The 15,843-nt window shown below is 73.5% G+C and carries 12 protein-coding genes; 8 read left to right on the top strand and 4 right to left on the bottom strand.

The annotated features are described in order from the left end of the window. Positions 1-4 precede the first annotated feature (4 nt). The 5 genes from AB0L56_RS21150 (at position 5) to AB0L56_RS21130 (ending at position 7,702) form a co-directional block, all read left to right on the top strand. Complete coding sequence (locus AB0L56_RS21150; protein WP_365425275.1) at positions 5-3,604, top strand: DUF5682 family protein; 3,600 nt, start codon at positions 5-7, stop codon at positions 3,602-3,604. Continuing rightward, positions 3,601-5,364 carry a hypothetical protein gene (locus AB0L56_RS21145; protein WP_365425273.1) on the top strand — a complete coding sequence of 588 codons (1,764 nt, stop codon included), beginning with the start codon at positions 3,601-3,603 and terminating at the stop codon, positions 5,362-5,364. The genes AB0L56_RS21150 and AB0L56_RS21145 overlap by 4 nt, the downstream gene beginning before the upstream one ends. Positions 5,365-5,723: 359 nt before the next feature. Then, on the top strand, positions 5,724-6,173 hold the full coding sequence (locus AB0L56_RS21140; protein ID WP_365425271.1) for a DUF2809 domain-containing protein: 450 nt from the start codon (positions 5,724-5,726) through the stop codon (positions 6,171-6,173). Positions 6,174-6,239: 66 nt separating this feature from the next. Then, positions 6,240-7,421, top strand: a complete 1,182-nt coding sequence (locus AB0L56_RS21135) for an NAD(P)/FAD-dependent oxidoreductase (protein ID WP_365425269.1) — start codon at positions 6,240-6,242, stop codon at positions 7,419-7,421. Positions 7,422-7,501: 80 nt separating this feature from the next. Then, positions 7,502-7,702 (top strand): hypothetical protein, encoded by a 201-nt coding sequence (locus tag AB0L56_RS21130; RefSeq protein ID WP_365425267.1) that lies wholly within the window; start codon positions 7,502-7,504, stop codon positions 7,700-7,702. A gap of 192 nt (positions 7,703-7,894) precedes the next feature. On the opposite strand, the gene AB0L56_RS21125 is transcribed toward AB0L56_RS21130, so the two are convergent. Beyond that, entirely contained in the window at positions 7,895-8,665 is a 771-nt protein-coding gene (locus AB0L56_RS21125; RefSeq protein ID WP_361031936.1) for a glucose 1-dehydrogenase, read from the bottom strand. A gap of 549 nt (positions 8,666-9,214) precedes the next feature. Between AB0L56_RS21125 and AB0L56_RS21120 the strand changes: the two genes are divergently transcribed. Both AB0L56_RS21120 and AB0L56_RS21115 read left to right on the top strand, forming a co-directional pair. Further along, positions 9,215-10,111 carry a DMT family transporter gene (locus tag AB0L56_RS21120; protein WP_365425265.1) on the top strand — a complete coding sequence of 299 codons (897 nt, stop codon included), beginning with the start codon at positions 9,215-9,217 and terminating at the stop codon, positions 10,109-10,111. A gap of 24 nt (positions 10,112-10,135) precedes the next feature. After that, entirely contained in the window at positions 10,136-11,347 is a 1,212-nt protein-coding gene (locus tag AB0L56_RS21115; protein ID WP_365425263.1) for a P1 family peptidase, read from the top strand. Here the strand turns inward: AB0L56_RS21115 and AB0L56_RS21110 are convergent. Both AB0L56_RS21110 and AB0L56_RS21105 read right to left on the bottom strand, forming a co-directional pair. After that, positions 11,274-12,095, bottom strand: coding sequence for a class I SAM-dependent methyltransferase (locus AB0L56_RS21110; RefSeq protein ID WP_365425261.1), 822 nt, complete (start codon positions 12,093-12,095; stop codon positions 11,274-11,276). The two genes, AB0L56_RS21115 and AB0L56_RS21110, sit on opposite strands and share 74 nt — an antisense overlap. A 151-nt stretch (positions 12,096-12,246) precedes the next feature. Then, complete coding sequence (locus AB0L56_RS21105) at positions 12,247-13,107, bottom strand: hypothetical protein (protein ID WP_365425259.1); 861 nt, start codon at positions 13,105-13,107, stop codon at positions 12,247-12,249. Between the two features lie 177 nt (positions 13,108-13,284). On the opposite strand from AB0L56_RS21105, the gene AB0L56_RS21100 reads away from it, so the two are divergent. Continuing rightward, a complete protein-coding gene (locus AB0L56_RS21100) occupies positions 13,285-14,811 on the top strand; it encodes an MFS transporter (RefSeq protein WP_365425257.1) in 1,527 nt (508 codons plus the stop codon). Positions 14,812-15,206: 395 nt separating this feature from the next. On the opposite strand, the gene AB0L56_RS21095 is transcribed toward AB0L56_RS21100, so the two are convergent. After that, positions 15,207-15,824 carry a TOPRIM nucleotidyl transferase/hydrolase domain-containing protein gene (locus AB0L56_RS21095; protein WP_365425255.1) on the bottom strand — a complete coding sequence of 206 codons (618 nt, stop codon included), beginning with the start codon at positions 15,822-15,824 and terminating at the stop codon, positions 15,207-15,209. Positions 15,825-15,843 lie beyond the last annotated feature (19 nt).

The following is a 15,843-nucleotide window of genomic DNA, read 5'->3' as shown; positions in this document are numbered from 1 at the left end:
GGCCGTGTCCCTCTCCCACAGGGCGGCCCCGGCGAGCGCGCCCGTCCCACCCGGCGAGGCGCTCGCCCTCCTCACCGACCCGTCCGCGCCCTACCTCGTCGGCGTACGGCACCACGCGCCCTCCCTCGCCGCGGCCGTACCCGCGCTGCTGGACAAGGCGGAGCCGGAGGTGCTGCTCGTCGAACTGCCCGCCGAGATGCAGCAGTGGCTGCCCTGGCTCGGGCACGAGGAGACACGGGCCCCGGTGGCCCTCGCCGCCGCTCCCGGAGACGGGAGCGGCGGAGGACCGGCGTTCTACCCGTTCGCCGACTTCTCGCCCGAACTGGCCGCCGTCCGCTGGGCCGCCGGACACGGAGTTCCGGTGGTCGCCTGCGACCTGCCGCTCGCCGACCGCGCCTGGGCGGGGGACCGCCGGGCCCCGGGCACGGGCGCCGGCCGCCCCGGACTCGCCACCGCCGTGCGCTCCCGGCTCACGGGCCGCCCCGGGGACGACCTCTGGGACCGGCTCGTCGAGGCGACCGCCCCCGGCTCCCCGCCCGAGGCCCTGCGCCGGGCCGCCCTGCTCACCGGGTGGGCCCTGCGCGAGGACGCGGCCGCCTCGGGCGGCGTACCGGAGCTGGACCTGCGGCGCGAGCGATGGATGCGGGCCCGGATCGCCGAGGCCACCGCACGGGGCGAACGGGCCGCCGTGGTCGTCGGCGCCTTCCACGCCCCGGCGCTGGTGCGTCCCGGCGAGGAGGAGGACACCGGGGAGGGGGCCGGACCGGCCGCCGACGCACGGCCCGCCTGGACCACCTCCCTGATTCCCTACACCTACGCCCTCCTCGACGAGCGGTCCGGCTACCCGGCGGGCATCCGGGACCCCGAGTGGCAGGACATGGTCCTGCGCGCGGCGGGGGACCCGGCGGCGCTGGAGGAGGCACTGACCCGGGCAGCCGTACGCGTCTGCGCCGAACTGCGCGCCCTCGGCCACCCCTCGGGACCCGCCGACGCACGGGAGATCAGCCGGCTCGCCTCCGACCTCGCCCGGCTGCGCGGCCTGCCCGCGGCCGGCCGCGGCGAACTCGTCGAGGCCGTACAGACGGTGCTCGCGCAGGGCGAGCCCTACGGGCGGGGCAGGGCCGTGGCGCGGGCGATGGAACGCGTCCTCGTCGGCACCCGCAGCGGGCGCCCCGCCCCCCAGGCGCCGCGCAGCGGCCTCGCGCCCGCGGTCGAGGCCGAGGCGGCACGGCTCGGCCTGCCCGGCCCCGCGGCGTCCGGCCCCGCGCGCGACCTGCGGCTGGACCCGCTGCGGTCCGACCTCGACCGGCGCCGCGAACTGCTGCTGCGCCGGCTGACGGTGTGCGGCGTCCCCTACGGGGAGGCCAAGGAGGTCGTCGGCGCGGGCGGCGCCGAGGCCCTCACCACCCGCTGGGAGGTGCGCTGGACACCCGCCACGGCGGCCATGCTGACCGCCGCCGGCATACGGGGAGTCACCCCCGGACAGGCCGCCGAAGGTGTCCTGCGTGAACGGCGGCGCCTGGAGTGCGAGGAGGGCGGACCGACGGCCGCACAGGCCCTCCAAGGCCTCGCACAGGCGGCGCAGTGCGGCCTGCCCGGCCTGGCCGACCAACGGCTCGACGATGTCGCCGACGTCCTGCCCCACGCCGGTACGCTGCCGGAACTCCTCGCCGGTCTGCACCTGCTGGACCGGCTGCGGGCCGGTCATGTCCCCGGACTCGGCACCGATCCCGGCCGTGAGCACCGAGCGGCCGCCGTCGCGGAACTGCTCACCTCCGCGGCAGTACGCCAGGTGGACGGCCTGACCGGATCCGAGGACCTGGCCGACGCCCATGCCCTGCTGGAACTGTCCCACCGTGCCGACCTGCTGGGCGGCATCCGGCTCGCCGACGCCCTGAACCGTCTGTCGGCCGAAGGCTCACCGCTGATGCGGGGCGCCGCAGGAGCCGTGCGCGTCCTGCTCGGACACGAGGACGCGCAGGCGTTCGGCGACCGGGTGGCCTCCTGGGTCGACGGGGCCACCGACCCCGACTCGCGCGCCGCCCTCACCGCCCGGCTCAGCGGACTGCTGACCGCCGCGGGTCCGCTGCTGGAGGCCGCGGAGCCCGCGCTGGAACCGCTGCTCACCCGGGTCTCCGAGCTGCCCGACCGAGCGTTCCTGGACCGGCTGCCCGCCCTGCGCGGAGGCTTCGACACGCTCAGCCCCGCCGCACGCGACCGGCTCTTCGCCTCCGTCGAGGAGCGCCTCGACACCACCCGAGTCGCCGACACGGACGGCATCGACCCGGCCGCCCTCGCCCTCTGGACCGGCGCCGACTTCGCGGCCCGCGAGCGACTGCAGTCACTGGGGCTCCTGCCGGGGCCCGGCGCAGCTCGCGCTTCCGGGAGCGGCGTCCCGGAAGACGGCACCTCCACGGCGGCCACCGCACAGCGGGCACCGGCTGTCACGGCCCCGAACGGCGGCTCCGGCGCTGCCTCCCCCGCTAACCGCGACTACTTCCTCGCGCCCGCCGACCGCTGGCGTCTCCTCCTCGGCCGCTGCACCGACGCGCTGCCGTCGTCCGCCGCACCGCTCGCGACCGCGCTGGACGAGCTGTACGGCAGCGGACGCGGCGAGGGCAGCCGCGGGAGCCTACCCGGCCCGGGCGGCGGCGGGGGACGCGAGGCACCGTATCCCGGTGTGCGGGAGTGGTCCGAGGAACTGGCCGCGCTGTTCGGTCCGGGCATCCGGGAGGAAGTGCTGGCGGCAGCCGCCGCGTCGGGCCGCAGCGACGTCCTCGCCGAACTGGACGCGGAGAGCACCCGCCCCTCGGTCGACCTGCTGCGCACCGTGCTGCGGCACGCGGGCGGGCTGCCCGAGGCCCGACTGGCCGCACTGCGCCCGCTCGTGCGGCGCCTGGTCGACGCACTGACCCGGCAACTGGCCACCCGTCTGCGCCCCGCCCTGCACGGCACGGCGCTGCCCCGCCCCAGCAGACGCCCCGGCGGGGGCCTGGACCTGCCCCGCACACTCCGCGCCAACCTGGCGACCGCGCGCCGCGGCCCGGACGGCACCGTGCGGGTGATCCCCGAACACCCGGTGTTCCGCGCCCGGGGCCGCCGGGCCGCCGACTGGCGGCTGGTCCTGGTCACGGACGTGTCGGGGTCCATGGAGGCGTCCACGGTGTGGGCCGCGCTCACCGCCTCGGTACTGGCGGGCGTCCCGACCCTCTCCACGCACTTCCTCGCCTTCTCCACGGAGGTCATCGACCTGACCGGGCACGTGGACGACCCGCTGTCGCTGCTGCTGGAGGTCAGCGTCGGCGGCGGCACCCATATCGCCGCAGGACTGCGGCACGCGCGCGAGCTGGTCACCGTGCCGTCGCGCACCCTCGTCGTGGTCGTCAGCGACTTCGAGGAGGGCTATCCGCTCGGCGGTCTGCTCGCGGAGGTCCGTGCGCTGGTGTCGGCCGGCGTCCACGTCCTGGGCTGCGCCAGCCTCGACGACTCCGGCCGGCCCCGCTACTCCACCGGGATCGCCGGACAGCTCGTCGCGGCGGGCATGCCCGTCGCCGCCCTCAGTCCGCTCGAACTCGCCCGCTGGGTAGGGGAGAAGATCGCATGAGCCCGGACCTGCCTCCGGTCGTCCCGTCCGTCACCGCCGAACTCGTCGGGGCCCTCTCGCCCCGGCTGCGCAAGCGTCTGGACGCGGGCGTCACCAAGCTCCTGGCCCGGCCGGTGACGCGTGACGGCGACACGGTGCGGATCGCCGTCGACGACGGGACGGATCTCGTCCTGCACGCTCCCTCCGGAGCGGTGACCAGCGCGGACGCGATCCACTGCGCGTGTCTGCTGGCCCCCGGCTGTCTGCACCGCGCGGCCGCGGCCTCGGCCGCCCCGGTCGCCGACGACGCCCCGGCACCCGACCCCGCCGGGGAGGAGGCGGAACCGGCGGAACAACCGGGCCCGACGGATGGCGGGACAGCGGCCGATGGCATCACGCCCGCACAACACACCGCCGCCCGGGAGGTGTTCGACGCGGCCGCCGCCGTCCTGGAAGCGGGCACGGACGGCGTCGGCGCCGTGCTCCAGGCGGAACTGCTGCACGCCGCGCACACCGCGCGCCTCGCCGGCCTGCCGAGAGCGTCCGCCGCTGCCGTCTCCGTCGTGACCGCGGTCAGGGCGGCCCGCACCGCGGACCCCGGATACCGGCTCACCGACCTCGCCGACGCGCTCGCCGGTGTGCTCGGTGTCGCCCACCACCTCCCGCACGCCACCGGAGGCGACCTGACCGAACTGCGCGGGACGGTCCGGCAGCCCTACCGGCCCGACGGCTCCCTGCGCCTGTACGGACTCTTCTCCGAGCCCGTCCTCACGGACACCGGCTACGCGGGCGCCGTCACCTGGACCGCCGACGCCGACGGACGCCTGTACACGGTGTCGGACGTGGCACCGGGCGGACCCGCTCGGGCGACCGGTGCCGCCGACCGGACCGTACGCATCGGCGACACCGCCCTGACCCACCGTGAACTGTCCCGGGCCGGGCTGGCCGTGTCCGGTGCCACCGTCTCCCCGACGGGCCGCCTCGGCGCGGGCGCCGGGGTCCGGGCGGTCCGCGCGTCGGGTGCCGCCTGGCACGCGGAGCCGCTGGACCGGCTGTGGGCCGTGCCCGCCGCCGAACAAGTGGCCCGGGCCCTGAACGGCGGACAGGACCTGCTGTTCCTCGAGGTGACCCTCGAGGGCACGGTGCGCGAGACCACGGGCGACTGCCTGCTGGCCGACTGCGGCGGAGTGTCCCTGCTGCTGGCCGCCGCCCACGACGATCCCGCCCTGCCTTACCGTGACAACCTCCGTCTGCTGGCCGCCGCCGACGGCAGCAGGCTGCGGATCGTCGCGCGCATGGCGCCCGGACCGTATCCCCGCGCCCTGCTGCTCGCCATCGAACAGCCCACCGACCGGGACGCCCGGGTGGACCTGGGCCTGGACCGCCTTCAGCGCGCCGATCTGCCCGCCGGGTCGGTCGCACCGCCGGTCGCGGCCGCCCCCACCGGCGACGAGGCGCCGCTGCACGTGCTGCGCCGCCGTGTCCACCAGGCGGTGTCGGGAGGCCGCCGGGTCCTCGCCTTCAACGGCAGCGCGCCGGGCGATGCCGCCCGCCTGCGCCGCCACGGCCTCGCCACCGCGGCCGACCTCCTCGACGATCTCCACGCCGCGGCGGCGGACCGCTCCCGCGACACCTTCGGCCGTCTCCTCCCGGCCGACACCGGCCGCTTCGCCCGATCCTGGCTCGCCGCCGCCGTCTACACCGACGCGGTGGAACGGGCGCTGTGCGCGCAGGCATGGGGAGCGGCCACGACGGAGGCGAACGTGTCCTCCGGAACCTGACCGCAGGGCGCACCACACCGCCCCCAACTCACCGGGAGCCCCACCTCGATGTCTGGGCAACTCTGACCCATGGTCACCCGTTCGGCCCAATGCGACACGCTCTGCCATCGCGCTGCCGCTTCCGTTCGACGTCCTTCGCCCCCGCCGCCCCTTCCCGTTCCCGACCCCCGGGGGCGCTGCCCCCGGACCCCCGCTCCTCAAACGCCGGAGGGGCTGGGATCCTCCACTGCCGTCTGAGGACCACCCCCGGCCCCCAACGAGGCCGCTCGCCGGAGGGCGCTCCGCAACGCCGCCGCCCTGCTCTCACCCTCATTCCGGCCGGCGGCGGAGCGCGCCGGGACGGCCGACAGAATGACGTCATGGCCTTCACCGCGCGAAACCCCGACGTCAGCAGGAAAGTTGCGGTACGGAGGCGCCTCGCCGCGGGTGCCGCCGCGCTGGTCGTCACGGGCGCGGGGCTGGCGCTGAGGGCAGGAGCGACCGGTGATGCGGCCAAGTACGGCGGGGACGCCCTGTACACGCTCCTCGTCCTCGCTCTCGTCGTCCTGGCGGCGCCGCGGACGGCCGCGCTGCGGGCCTGCGCCGTGGCGCCGGCCGTGAGCTGGGGAGTCGAGTTCCTGCAACTCACCGAGCTGCCCGCGGACCTCTCCCGCCGCAGCACGGTCGCCCGCTGGGTGCTCGGTTCCACCTTCAACGCGCCGGACCTGTTCTGGTACGCGGTCGGTGCCGCCGCCGGCTGGCTCGTCCTGACGGTGCGCGAGAGGCGTCGGCATGCCCCCTCGCTTGCCGAGCCTATCGAATTTCGATAGCTTCCCATCGACATTCGATCGAAGCCTCGGCCTTCGATGACCGCGATGACCGCGAGGAGCACACCCATGCCCGCAACAGCCCGCACCCCCCACCGCCCCGGAACCACGGCCGATACCGATGTGCTGGTGGTCGGGGCCGGGCTGGCCGGTCTGCACGTGGCCACACGCCTCGCCCGGCAGGGCCACGACGTACTGCTCGTCGACCGGCGGACGACCCTGGCCGGGGCGATCCGCACCACGGGGATCTTCGTCCGGAAGACACTCGACGACTTCCCGCTGCCCGACGAGCACCTCGGCCCCCCGATCCGGCGCGTGCTGCTCTATCCCCCCGGCCTGGACCGCCCCGTCAGCCTGGTCAGCGACCGCGACGAATACCGGGTGGGCGACATGGCACGGCTGTACGAGGCGGCGGCCGCAGTCGCGGTCGACGCCGGTGTGCGGATGATGCTGGGCACGCGGTACGCCGGCCGGCGGGGCGACACCTTTCACCTGATCGGCAGAGACGGGCCGACCTCGGTCCGGGCGCGTTTCGTCGTCGGCGCCGACGGAGCCCGTTCGAGCGTCGCCCGCGACCTCGGCCTCGACCGCAACCGCCACTTGCTGGTCGGCGCCGAAGAGGTCTTCGAGGTGTCCCCGAACGGCGAACCCCCCACCTTCCACTGCGTCCTCGACCCCTCCGTCGCACCCGGATACCTGGCCTGGGTGGTCAACGACGGCCAGCACGCCCACGTCGGTGTCGCCGGCTACCCCGACCGTTTCCCGGACGGTCTGCGCCGCGCCGCGGAACGCTTCAGCGCCTCGGCGCCCGGACTGGCCGGCATCGACCGTCCCGAGACCGTGGAGCGCCGAGGAGGCCCGATACCCGTCGGCGGCGTGCTGCGCCACATCGCCTGCGCCGACGGCCTTCTCGTGGGGGACGCCGCCGGAGCCGTCTCCCCCCTCACCGCCGGCGGCCTGGATCCCTGCCTGCGGCTCTCGGAACTGGCCGCCTCCGTCCTCGACGACGCGTTGCGCTCCGGACGGCCGGACGCGCTGGCGCACTACAACGGTGCCGGTCTGCGCGCAAGTTTCCGAGGACGGCTCTCGCTGCGCCGGGCCCTGGCGTACGTACGGACACCGGCGGGGACGTCAGCGGCGTTCACCCTGCTGCGCACACCGCCGGGCCGGGCCGCGGCCGCCCGGATCCTCTTCGGCGACCGGTCCTTCCCCGACCGACCCGCCCCGCGTGCCGTCGCCGCCCAGCACTGACCTCACCGGCGCGGCCCTCCTTCCGGGCCGGGGGGGGTGCCCGGCATGCACGGGGATGCCGCCCGTACCAGGCCGGGACCATGCCCGCCGACCCGCCCATCGTGATCTACCCGCCCGGCGAGGACGGCGGCCGGCGGGTCCGCGCGGGCGCGCGGTTCCTCGTCCACCGCCGCCCTGACGACGCCGAACGGTTCCCGGGCGGGGTCAACTGGATGCTCCTATGGACGGTTCGGATTCTCGCCCGCGACCTACTGCACCCGCTGGGAGCTGGCCCGCCATGAAGCCGCTCCCGGAACCACCTCGCTCAGCCGCTTGACACACAGAGGCGCCATAAGGTCACAAACGCCCGTCCGGCCGCGTGCGTGGTGACGCCCGGCGGGCCGACAAATCCAAACAGGACAGTCGAGACGTCAGTCAGGCGAGGGGGCAGACCCACCAGCGGCGTCACCATGTCACATCCTCACCGTCAGGCGTCAGCCAGCCGCCATGCCCGCGTCGACCGGCAGGGCGTGCCCGGTGACGTGCTTCGACACGTCGGAGGCCAGGTACAGGAACGCCTGGGCGACGTCCTCGGGATTGATCAGCACACCGGTCGGGTGCAGCGCGGCCGCCTCCGGTTCGGTGAACATGCCGGCGTTGATCGCCTGGTCGAGCAGCGCGGTGCGGACGACACCCGGGCACACGGCGTTGATGCGGATGCCCTGCTTGACGTACTCGATGGCCGCTGTGCGCGTCAGCGCGACCACACCACCCTTGGCCGCCGAGTAGTCAGCGATGCCCAGCGGCAGACCGACCATCCCGGCGACGGAAGCCATGTTGACGATCGTGCCCCCGCCCTGGGCCAGCATCTGGGTGATCTCGGCCTTCATGGACAGCCAGACGCCCTTGAGGTTCACCGCAACCAACTTGTCCCACGTCTCTTCGGTGAGCTCGTGCAGCGGCGCGCCGCCCTGTTCCTCGATGCCCGCGTTGTTGATCCCGATGTCCAGCCTGCCGTAGGCGGCAACGGTCGCCTGGACCGCCGCCTCGAGGTCGGCCGCCGAAGTGACGTCGGCCCGAACGAACTGCGCTTCCCCGCCGTCCTTGGTGATCGTGGCGGCCGTTTCCTTCCCGCCGTCCACGTTGATGTCGGCGATCACGACCTTGGCGCCCTGCGCGGCGAACAACTGCGCGATCGCGGCGCCGATGCCCTGCGACGCACCGGTGATGAGCGCGCTCTTGCCCGCCAGCAATGAATCCACCATGTCCCTTTCGACTCCTTGTCGGGAACGAGGGGCACCTCGCATACCCCCCTGGAAGAGAAAGTCCGGTCAGCGAACCGGACGCGCCACCGACCGGGGGCGCGCGTATCCATGAAGGTAAACCCGCCACTGTACCGCCAAGTCCGTTCGAAGACAACTGAGTTGGGACTGTCACGCATGTCACCGCAGGTCAGGCCAGGAGGTAACAGTCACGCCGGCTAGAACATGACACCTCCCCGCACGAGTACGCACCACAGTGAAGTGGCGCCGGTCGAGCGTGCGACACGCAGCGTCGTTCTCCTCCTGGCGGACCGCTGCCACCATCCGGGCCAACCTCCACTCCTGCCGCACACCAGCCCCCCTGCCGTCGGCTCCACAGGCATACACCCGATCAGCCCAACGAGGGCACCACGAACTCGGGGAACTGGTCCGGCACGAGGCGTTCGAGCAGTACTCCCCCCTCCAATGAGCGTTCGCGCGCAGGGGGCGGGGCGGGTCACCATGGCAGGGAGTGGAGGCCGGGCCGTCTCGTCATTCCGGAGGACCCACACGGTGCACATCCTGCTGCCCGTCCTGTTCGCGCTGGGCGCCGCGTTCAGCAACGCTCTCGCGACCGTGCTCCAGCGCAAGGCCGCCCTGAGCGTGCCACGCTCCGACAAGCTGCGGGCCGGGCTGATGCTCGATCTGCTCCGGCGCCCCATCTGGCTCATCGGCATCGTCGCCGTCATCGCCGCGGCGGTCTGCCAGGCCGTGGCCCTGGCCACGGGACCGATGACGGTCGTTCAGCCGCTCTTCGTGCTGGAACTGCCGATCGCCCTGGTCATCGCCACGGTGCTGCTCCGGGGCCGGCTGTCCGCCGCCGGCTGGGCGGCCGTCTGCGCGGTGGTGGGCGGGCTCGCCGTGGCCCTGGCCGCCGCATCGCCCGCCGGCAACCGCACGCACGCGCCGATGGACCGATGGCTCCCGGCACTCGCCGTGTGCACCGCCGCGATCGTCGGTCTCGTGCTCGCCGCACTCCGCAGGCCCGAGGGCCGGGGACGCGCCGCGTGCTTCGGGCTGGCCACCGCGGTCTCGTACGCGGTGACGGCGGCGCTGATGAAGACGTCGATGCACACGCTCGACGACGGCGGTCCCGCCGCGTTCCTCACCACGTGGCAGACCTACGGCTTCGCCCTGTACGGCGCGTGCGCACTGTTCCTGCTCGAGAACGCGATGCAGTCCGGGCCGCTCGTCGCCTCACAACCGGCCATCACACTCGGTGACGCGAGCGTGAGTCTGGCCCTCGGCATCACGATCTACGAGGAATATGTGAGAGGAGGCTGGTGGCTGCTGCTCCAGATTCTGGGCGCCGCGCTGATCGCCGCGGGTGTGCTCGCCCTCTCGAAGCTGCCGCTCGCCCAGTCCCTGACCGGTGAGGAGCGGGACACCGCCACCGCCGAGGCGCCGTAGGCGGCCTGTGTAACCTCCGGCCGTATGGATCCGCTGCCTCACCGCCAGCCCGCGCCGGGCACCCGGCGCCGGGCCCGTGACCTCGGCATCGTCATCGGACACACCCCTGCCGGACCGCTCGACGCGATCACCGATGTGCCGGGTGTGCGCGTCGGCCACACCAGCGTCCGCAGGCACCCCGACGTGCACAGCGGCGTCACCGCCGTCGTGCCCGACGGGGTGGGCCCCGGTACGCCGCTGCCCGCGGCCGTGTTCACGGGCAACGGCTACGGCAAACTCATCGGCACGACGCAGCTCACCGAACTCGGGGCGCTGGAGACCCCCGTGCTGCTCACCTCCACACTGTCGGCCTTCCGTGTCGCCGATGCCCTCGTCGGCTGGATGCTCGGGCGCCCCGGCTGCGAGGAGACACAGAGTCTCAACCCTGTCGTGGGGGAGTGCAACGACGGGTTCCTGTCCGACATCCGCTCCCGGCCCGTCGGCGAGGAGCATGTCCGGGCCGCCCTCGACGGAGCGTCCGGCGGACCGGTGGCCGAAGGGTGCGTCGGCGCCGGATGCGGCACCGTCGCCCTCGGCTTCAAGGCCGGCATCGGTACCGCCTCGCGCACCCCCGGCCTCGGGGACCGGCGCTGCACCGTGGGCGTGCTGGTCCAGGCGAACTTCGGCGGCACTCTGCGGGTGCTCGGGCGCACGGTCACCCCGCGGTCACTGGGTCTGGCACCCGGCGATCCGGCGCCGGTCGCGGAGACGGGCTCCTGCATGATCGTGGTGGCCACGGACGCACCGCTCGACGCCCGCCGGCTGAGCCGTGTCGCACGGCGGGCGGTGTTCGCCCTCGCCCGCACGGGCGCGGCCTACGGTCACGGCAGCGGCGACTACGCCATCGCCTTCGGCACGCGGCCGGACGCAGGCGCCGCCGTGGCCGACGCCGAACTGGGCCCGCTGTTCGAGGCGGTGCTCGACGCAGTGGAGGAGGCGGTCCTCAACTCCCTGCTGGCCGCGACGACGACCACGGGCTTCCGCGGCAGGACCGTGCCGGCTGCCGGCGGACCTGCTGCTCGACGCCCTGGCGGCACCCGCCACGGACCGGAGGTGACCGGAGCACCCGGTGCCCGCGGACGTCCTCGCGCACGGAAGCGTGCACCAAGAGGGGACGCGCTGATCACTCCCGTTGCCCCCAGGCCATCGCCATACCCGGCCCGAGCTCGGCGAGTCGCGGCGAGGACAGGTACGTAAGGGCCTGCTCCACCACATCGGCGTCGACACGGCCCGTCGCCTCCAGTGCCGGCCTCATGCGGCTCAAGGTCTCGGACCAGAAGAGGGCCAGCGGGCCGCCGGGCACCAGCGGCGGGCAGAACGCTTCCGCGCCGACGTTCCGCAGGCCCTCCTCCCTCAGGAAGCGTGGGTAGGCGGGCACGGCCGAGATGTCGGTGCCGATGGTCGACCTGAGCGCCTGCCACATGGCGTCCATGGTGCGCCGGTAGGGCGACGACGTGTCGAGGACGTCCGGCAGTTCCACCGCGTCACCGAGCACCAGCAGCCCGCCGGGATTCAGCCAGCCGGCCAGCCGTGGGACGAGCCGACGGCGGTCCGGCAGATGCATCAGGACGAACCGGGCATGGATCAGGTCGAACGTGCCGGGGTGCAGACGCTCGTCGGTGATGTCGGCGGTGAGTACCCGCAGCCGGCGGTCGTCGACGAGAGCGAGCGCCTCGGTGTCCCGGTCCAGGGCGACCACCTCCTCGACGCCCGCCGTCTCCAGCAGCCACCGCACGATCGTCCCCGTCCCGGCGCCCACCTCCAGACAGCGCAGGCCCGGACCGACGCCCAGGGCCCGCAGGCGACGCGTGGTGAACGGGTCGAACACGAGCGCCGCCGCGTCGATCCGTTCGGCCTCGCGCGGGTGCTCCGGTTCGAACAGGCTCTCCCCGTACCCGCCGCCGGACCGGACTCGCGTACCGCCCGCGTCGATCATCTCGCCCATCGCCGGCCTCCTGAACGCGTGGAAAACCAAGCAGGAGCCTCCCCGCCCACCGTCTCACGCCGGCACGCCCGTCGCGACGGTGATCAAGGGCGCCTGACCGGGCGCAGCGCGCCGTCCGCACGCCGTAGGGTTGCGACCCTCTTTTCTCCGCTCAGTCGATGCCGCTCGGAGTGGGCTGCGGCGTACGCCCGGCCAGCACCTCCTGGAGCCGCTCCGTGCCCTGTTCCACCGCGGTGGTGGTGGTGTCGTGGTCGGCGCCGTCGAGTACGCCGTTGGTGACCGTGATGGCGCTCGTCCCGATCCGGACGACGGCGACATCCACGCTGAGCGTCACGGGACTGCCGTTGCTCGTGCCCTTGACGGTCACCGTCAGCCCCTGGCGGGCATCCCCGGCGTCCTCCGGCAGCGACATGTCGATGACCTGGACGGTGCGGTCGCCGCTGCCACCGCCGGTCAGGGTGAACTGGTCGCAGGTGTCCGGCAGCGACTGCAGCCACTCCAGGGAGTCGTCGAGCCCGGCCTGGTCGTACGTGGCGACCTGGTAGAGCAGCCGGGAGTCGCCCTGCTGGAACCCGGTCAGCGCCGAAGCCCCTGACGGACGGCCCAGCAGGGTCTCGTCGTAGAGCGCGTCGACGAGGCGCTGGCAGTCCGCGGCCCCGCCCTTGCCCTCGAGGAACGCGGCCACGTCGACGTTCCCCACCAGCAAGGAATCCCGCCACTTCCGCGGGTTGTCGACCTGCGTCCAGTTGCCCTCGAGGTCCGCCGGGGTGATCAGCGCGTTCCGCGCGCCGGTCTCGGTGAGGTCCGTACCGGGCGACGGGGAGGCGGGCGTCGACTCGGGCGACGTGGTCTGCGCGGCGAGACCTCGCTCGGCGACCGTGGCGGAGGTCTCCGACGCGGACGGTGCGCCGTCGTCCGCGCTGGAGCAGGCCGCCGTGGCGACCAGCGTCCCGGCGGCCAGCGCGGCTGCCAGGACGCGGAGCGAACGCACGAACGGGCGAGGAGTGGTCACAACTGCCTCCTGAGGACGGGACGGCCGCCCGGTGCCGGCCTGCCCCGGGCGCTTATCCCCCCGTCTCCCACCGCACCATCGCCGCGCCCGGGTGACCAGCGCAGCGGAGGCATACAGGTGAGGCGCGCGTTGCCAGGCGCCTCACCATAAGTGCTGATACGTTCATCTTGCCACGGTATGCCGGTATGCCTTGGAAGGAATGCAGCCACGTCCCCCACCGACAACGGCCCGACGCACGATCCCGGAGCGGCCAAGCGTCACCCGACCCTGTTCCGTGCCATCCGGCGTCGCCAGAACCCGCGGCTGCGCCGGTCGGACATCATGGTGACGGACGAACGGGCGGTCAAGCGCGCGGTCAAAGCCGCCTCGCTCGGCAACGCCATGGAGTGGTTCGACTTCGGCATCTACGCCTATCTCGCCGGCACCATCGGCCGCGTCTTCTTCCCCTCCGGGAGCGATACCGCGCAACTGCTGTCCTCCTTCGCCACCTTCGCCGTCGCCTTCCTCGTGCGTCCGCTCGGCGGCATGGTCTTCGGGCCGATGGGGGACAAGGTCGGCCGCAAGAAAGTGCTCGCGCTGACGATGATCCTGATGGCGATCGGCACCGCCGCGATCGGCATGCTGCCCACCTACGCGGCCGCCGGCTTCTGGTCCCCTGCGCTGCTCATCGTCTTCCGGCTGATCCAGGGCTTTTCCACCGGCGGCGAGTACGGCGGTGCCTCCACCTTCATCGCGGAGTACGCCCCGGACAGCCGACGCGGCTTCTACGGCAGCTTCCTGGAACTGGGCACGCTGGCCGGGTACACCTGTGCGGCGAGCCTGGTGACGGGGCTCACCACCTGGCTCGGCTCCGACACCATGGACGCCTGGGGCTGGCGCATCCCGTTCCTGGTCGCGGGACCGCTTGGCATCGTCGGTATCTACCTGCGGCTCAAGCTGGACGACACTCCGGCGTATCTGAAGCTGGAGGAGGGCAACGTCCACATCTCCGAGGCGGCGAGCACGGTGGAGAAGACCGCCCACGGCGACCTCGCCAAGATCTTCCGGCAGCAGTGGCGCCAGCTGGTGCTGTGCATCGCGCTGGTCGGCGCGTACAACATCACCGACTACATGCTGCTGTCGTACATGCCGACCTACCTGTCCGACGAGCTCGACTACAGCGAGAGTCACGGGCTGCTGATCCTGGTGGCCACCATGGTGGTGCTGATGTCGATCATCAACCAGGTGGGCCGGCTGAGCGACCGCTACGGCCGCAAGCCGCTGCTCCTGGCCGGCATGCTGGGCTTCTTCGTCCTGTCCGCCCCAGCCTTCGTCCTCGTGCAGCAGGGGAGTCTTCTGACCATCTCGGCCGGCATGCTGATGCTCGGCCTGTCCCTGGTCTGTCTGCTCGGTACCATGTCGGCGGCGCTGCCGGCCATGTTCCCGACCTCGATGCGCTACGGCGCCCTGTCGGTCGGCTACAACCTCTCGGCATCGCTGTTCGGCGGCACCACACCTCTGGTCATCACCGCCCTGATCAGTGCGACCGGCTCGGACATGATGCCGGCGTACTACTCGATGGCCGCGGCTCTGGTGGGCGTCATCGCGGTGGCCTTCATGAAGGAGACGGCGCAGCAGCCGCTCGAGGGGTCGCCCCCGTCGGTGCAGAGCGAGGAGGAGGCGGCGGAACTGGTCCAGGCACAGACGCCGACACCGAAGTTCTGACCACCGTCGTAGGTACTCCGGCCAGCCGTCCTCGCGGACACGGGCCGCCAGGTCGATCTTCGTGTAGGTCGGACCGACGGCTCTTACCGGCGTCGGAAGGTCGTGGTCCCTGGTCAGACAGCCGGCCGCGCCGGCGGCGACCGCCGCGACGGTCCTGCGCCGGTCGGCCACCGTGCTGATGACGAGCACGCGTGCGCCCGTGGCGCCCAGCCGCCGGATGTCGTCCGGCGGCTCCGACCCGTCGCGAAGCACCAGGTCCAGCAGGACGATGTCGTACGGCACCGCACCCGGGCCGCCCGCCCCGCCGTGCACGCCGTCGCCGCGAGTGTCACCCCCGGCACGCCGTCCAGCCGGACGCGGACAACGGGGCCGGCAGCCAAGGTCGGCGCGGCCCGTCAGAGGCCGGCGAACAGCGCGTCGAGCGGGGCGGGTACGCGGTCGGGGCCCAGGGCCTCGACGAGTACCCGGCCGTAGTGGATCTTGCGTCCCTTCTTCGTGCCGAGGAAGCGCCGGAGCTGCTGGTCCGGGGCGCGGCCCTGCTGTGCGGGCTGGCGCAGGAACGTCCGCAGCGGGCGGTCGTCGCCCTCCGCCAGGATGATCTCCTTCACCCGGTCCACGCCCAGGGCCCGGATGAGCTCGTCCTCCAGATCCGCTGCGCAGACATGGAACCGCTGCCCTTGCGCACCGGCCCGCTCCAGGCCGCGGGAGTAGAAGCCGAACTCCGCCTCGTCGCACAGCCCCGTGAGGCGCAGGTCCAGGCCGGACGGCCCGAGGAGGCCGGCGAAGCGCCCGACGCTCATCGCACCGCCCATGGGGAGCACGCAGACCCCTTCGGCCGGCAGGTCCCGGCCGCGGCTCGCGGCGAGTGCGTCGACCGCCGCGGCGTCGCTCAGACCTTCGAGCAGGACGGCCGTCCGGACGTCCAGTCGCCCGGCCAGTTCGCGGGCCTCGTCCCCCGGGGCGCCGGCCGCCCAGGCGGTCACCGCTGCCCGGAACGCTCTCATGTCCGCCATACGGCAACTCTTGCGTACC

The sequence above is a fragment of the Streptomyces sp. NPDC052079 genome, from assembly GCF_040680275.1.
GTDB lineage: Bacteria > Actinomycetota > Actinomycetes > Streptomycetales > Streptomycetaceae > Streptomyces.
Note: the sequence above shows the minus strand (reverse complement) of the source record. Positions and strands in the feature narration are given on the sequence as shown.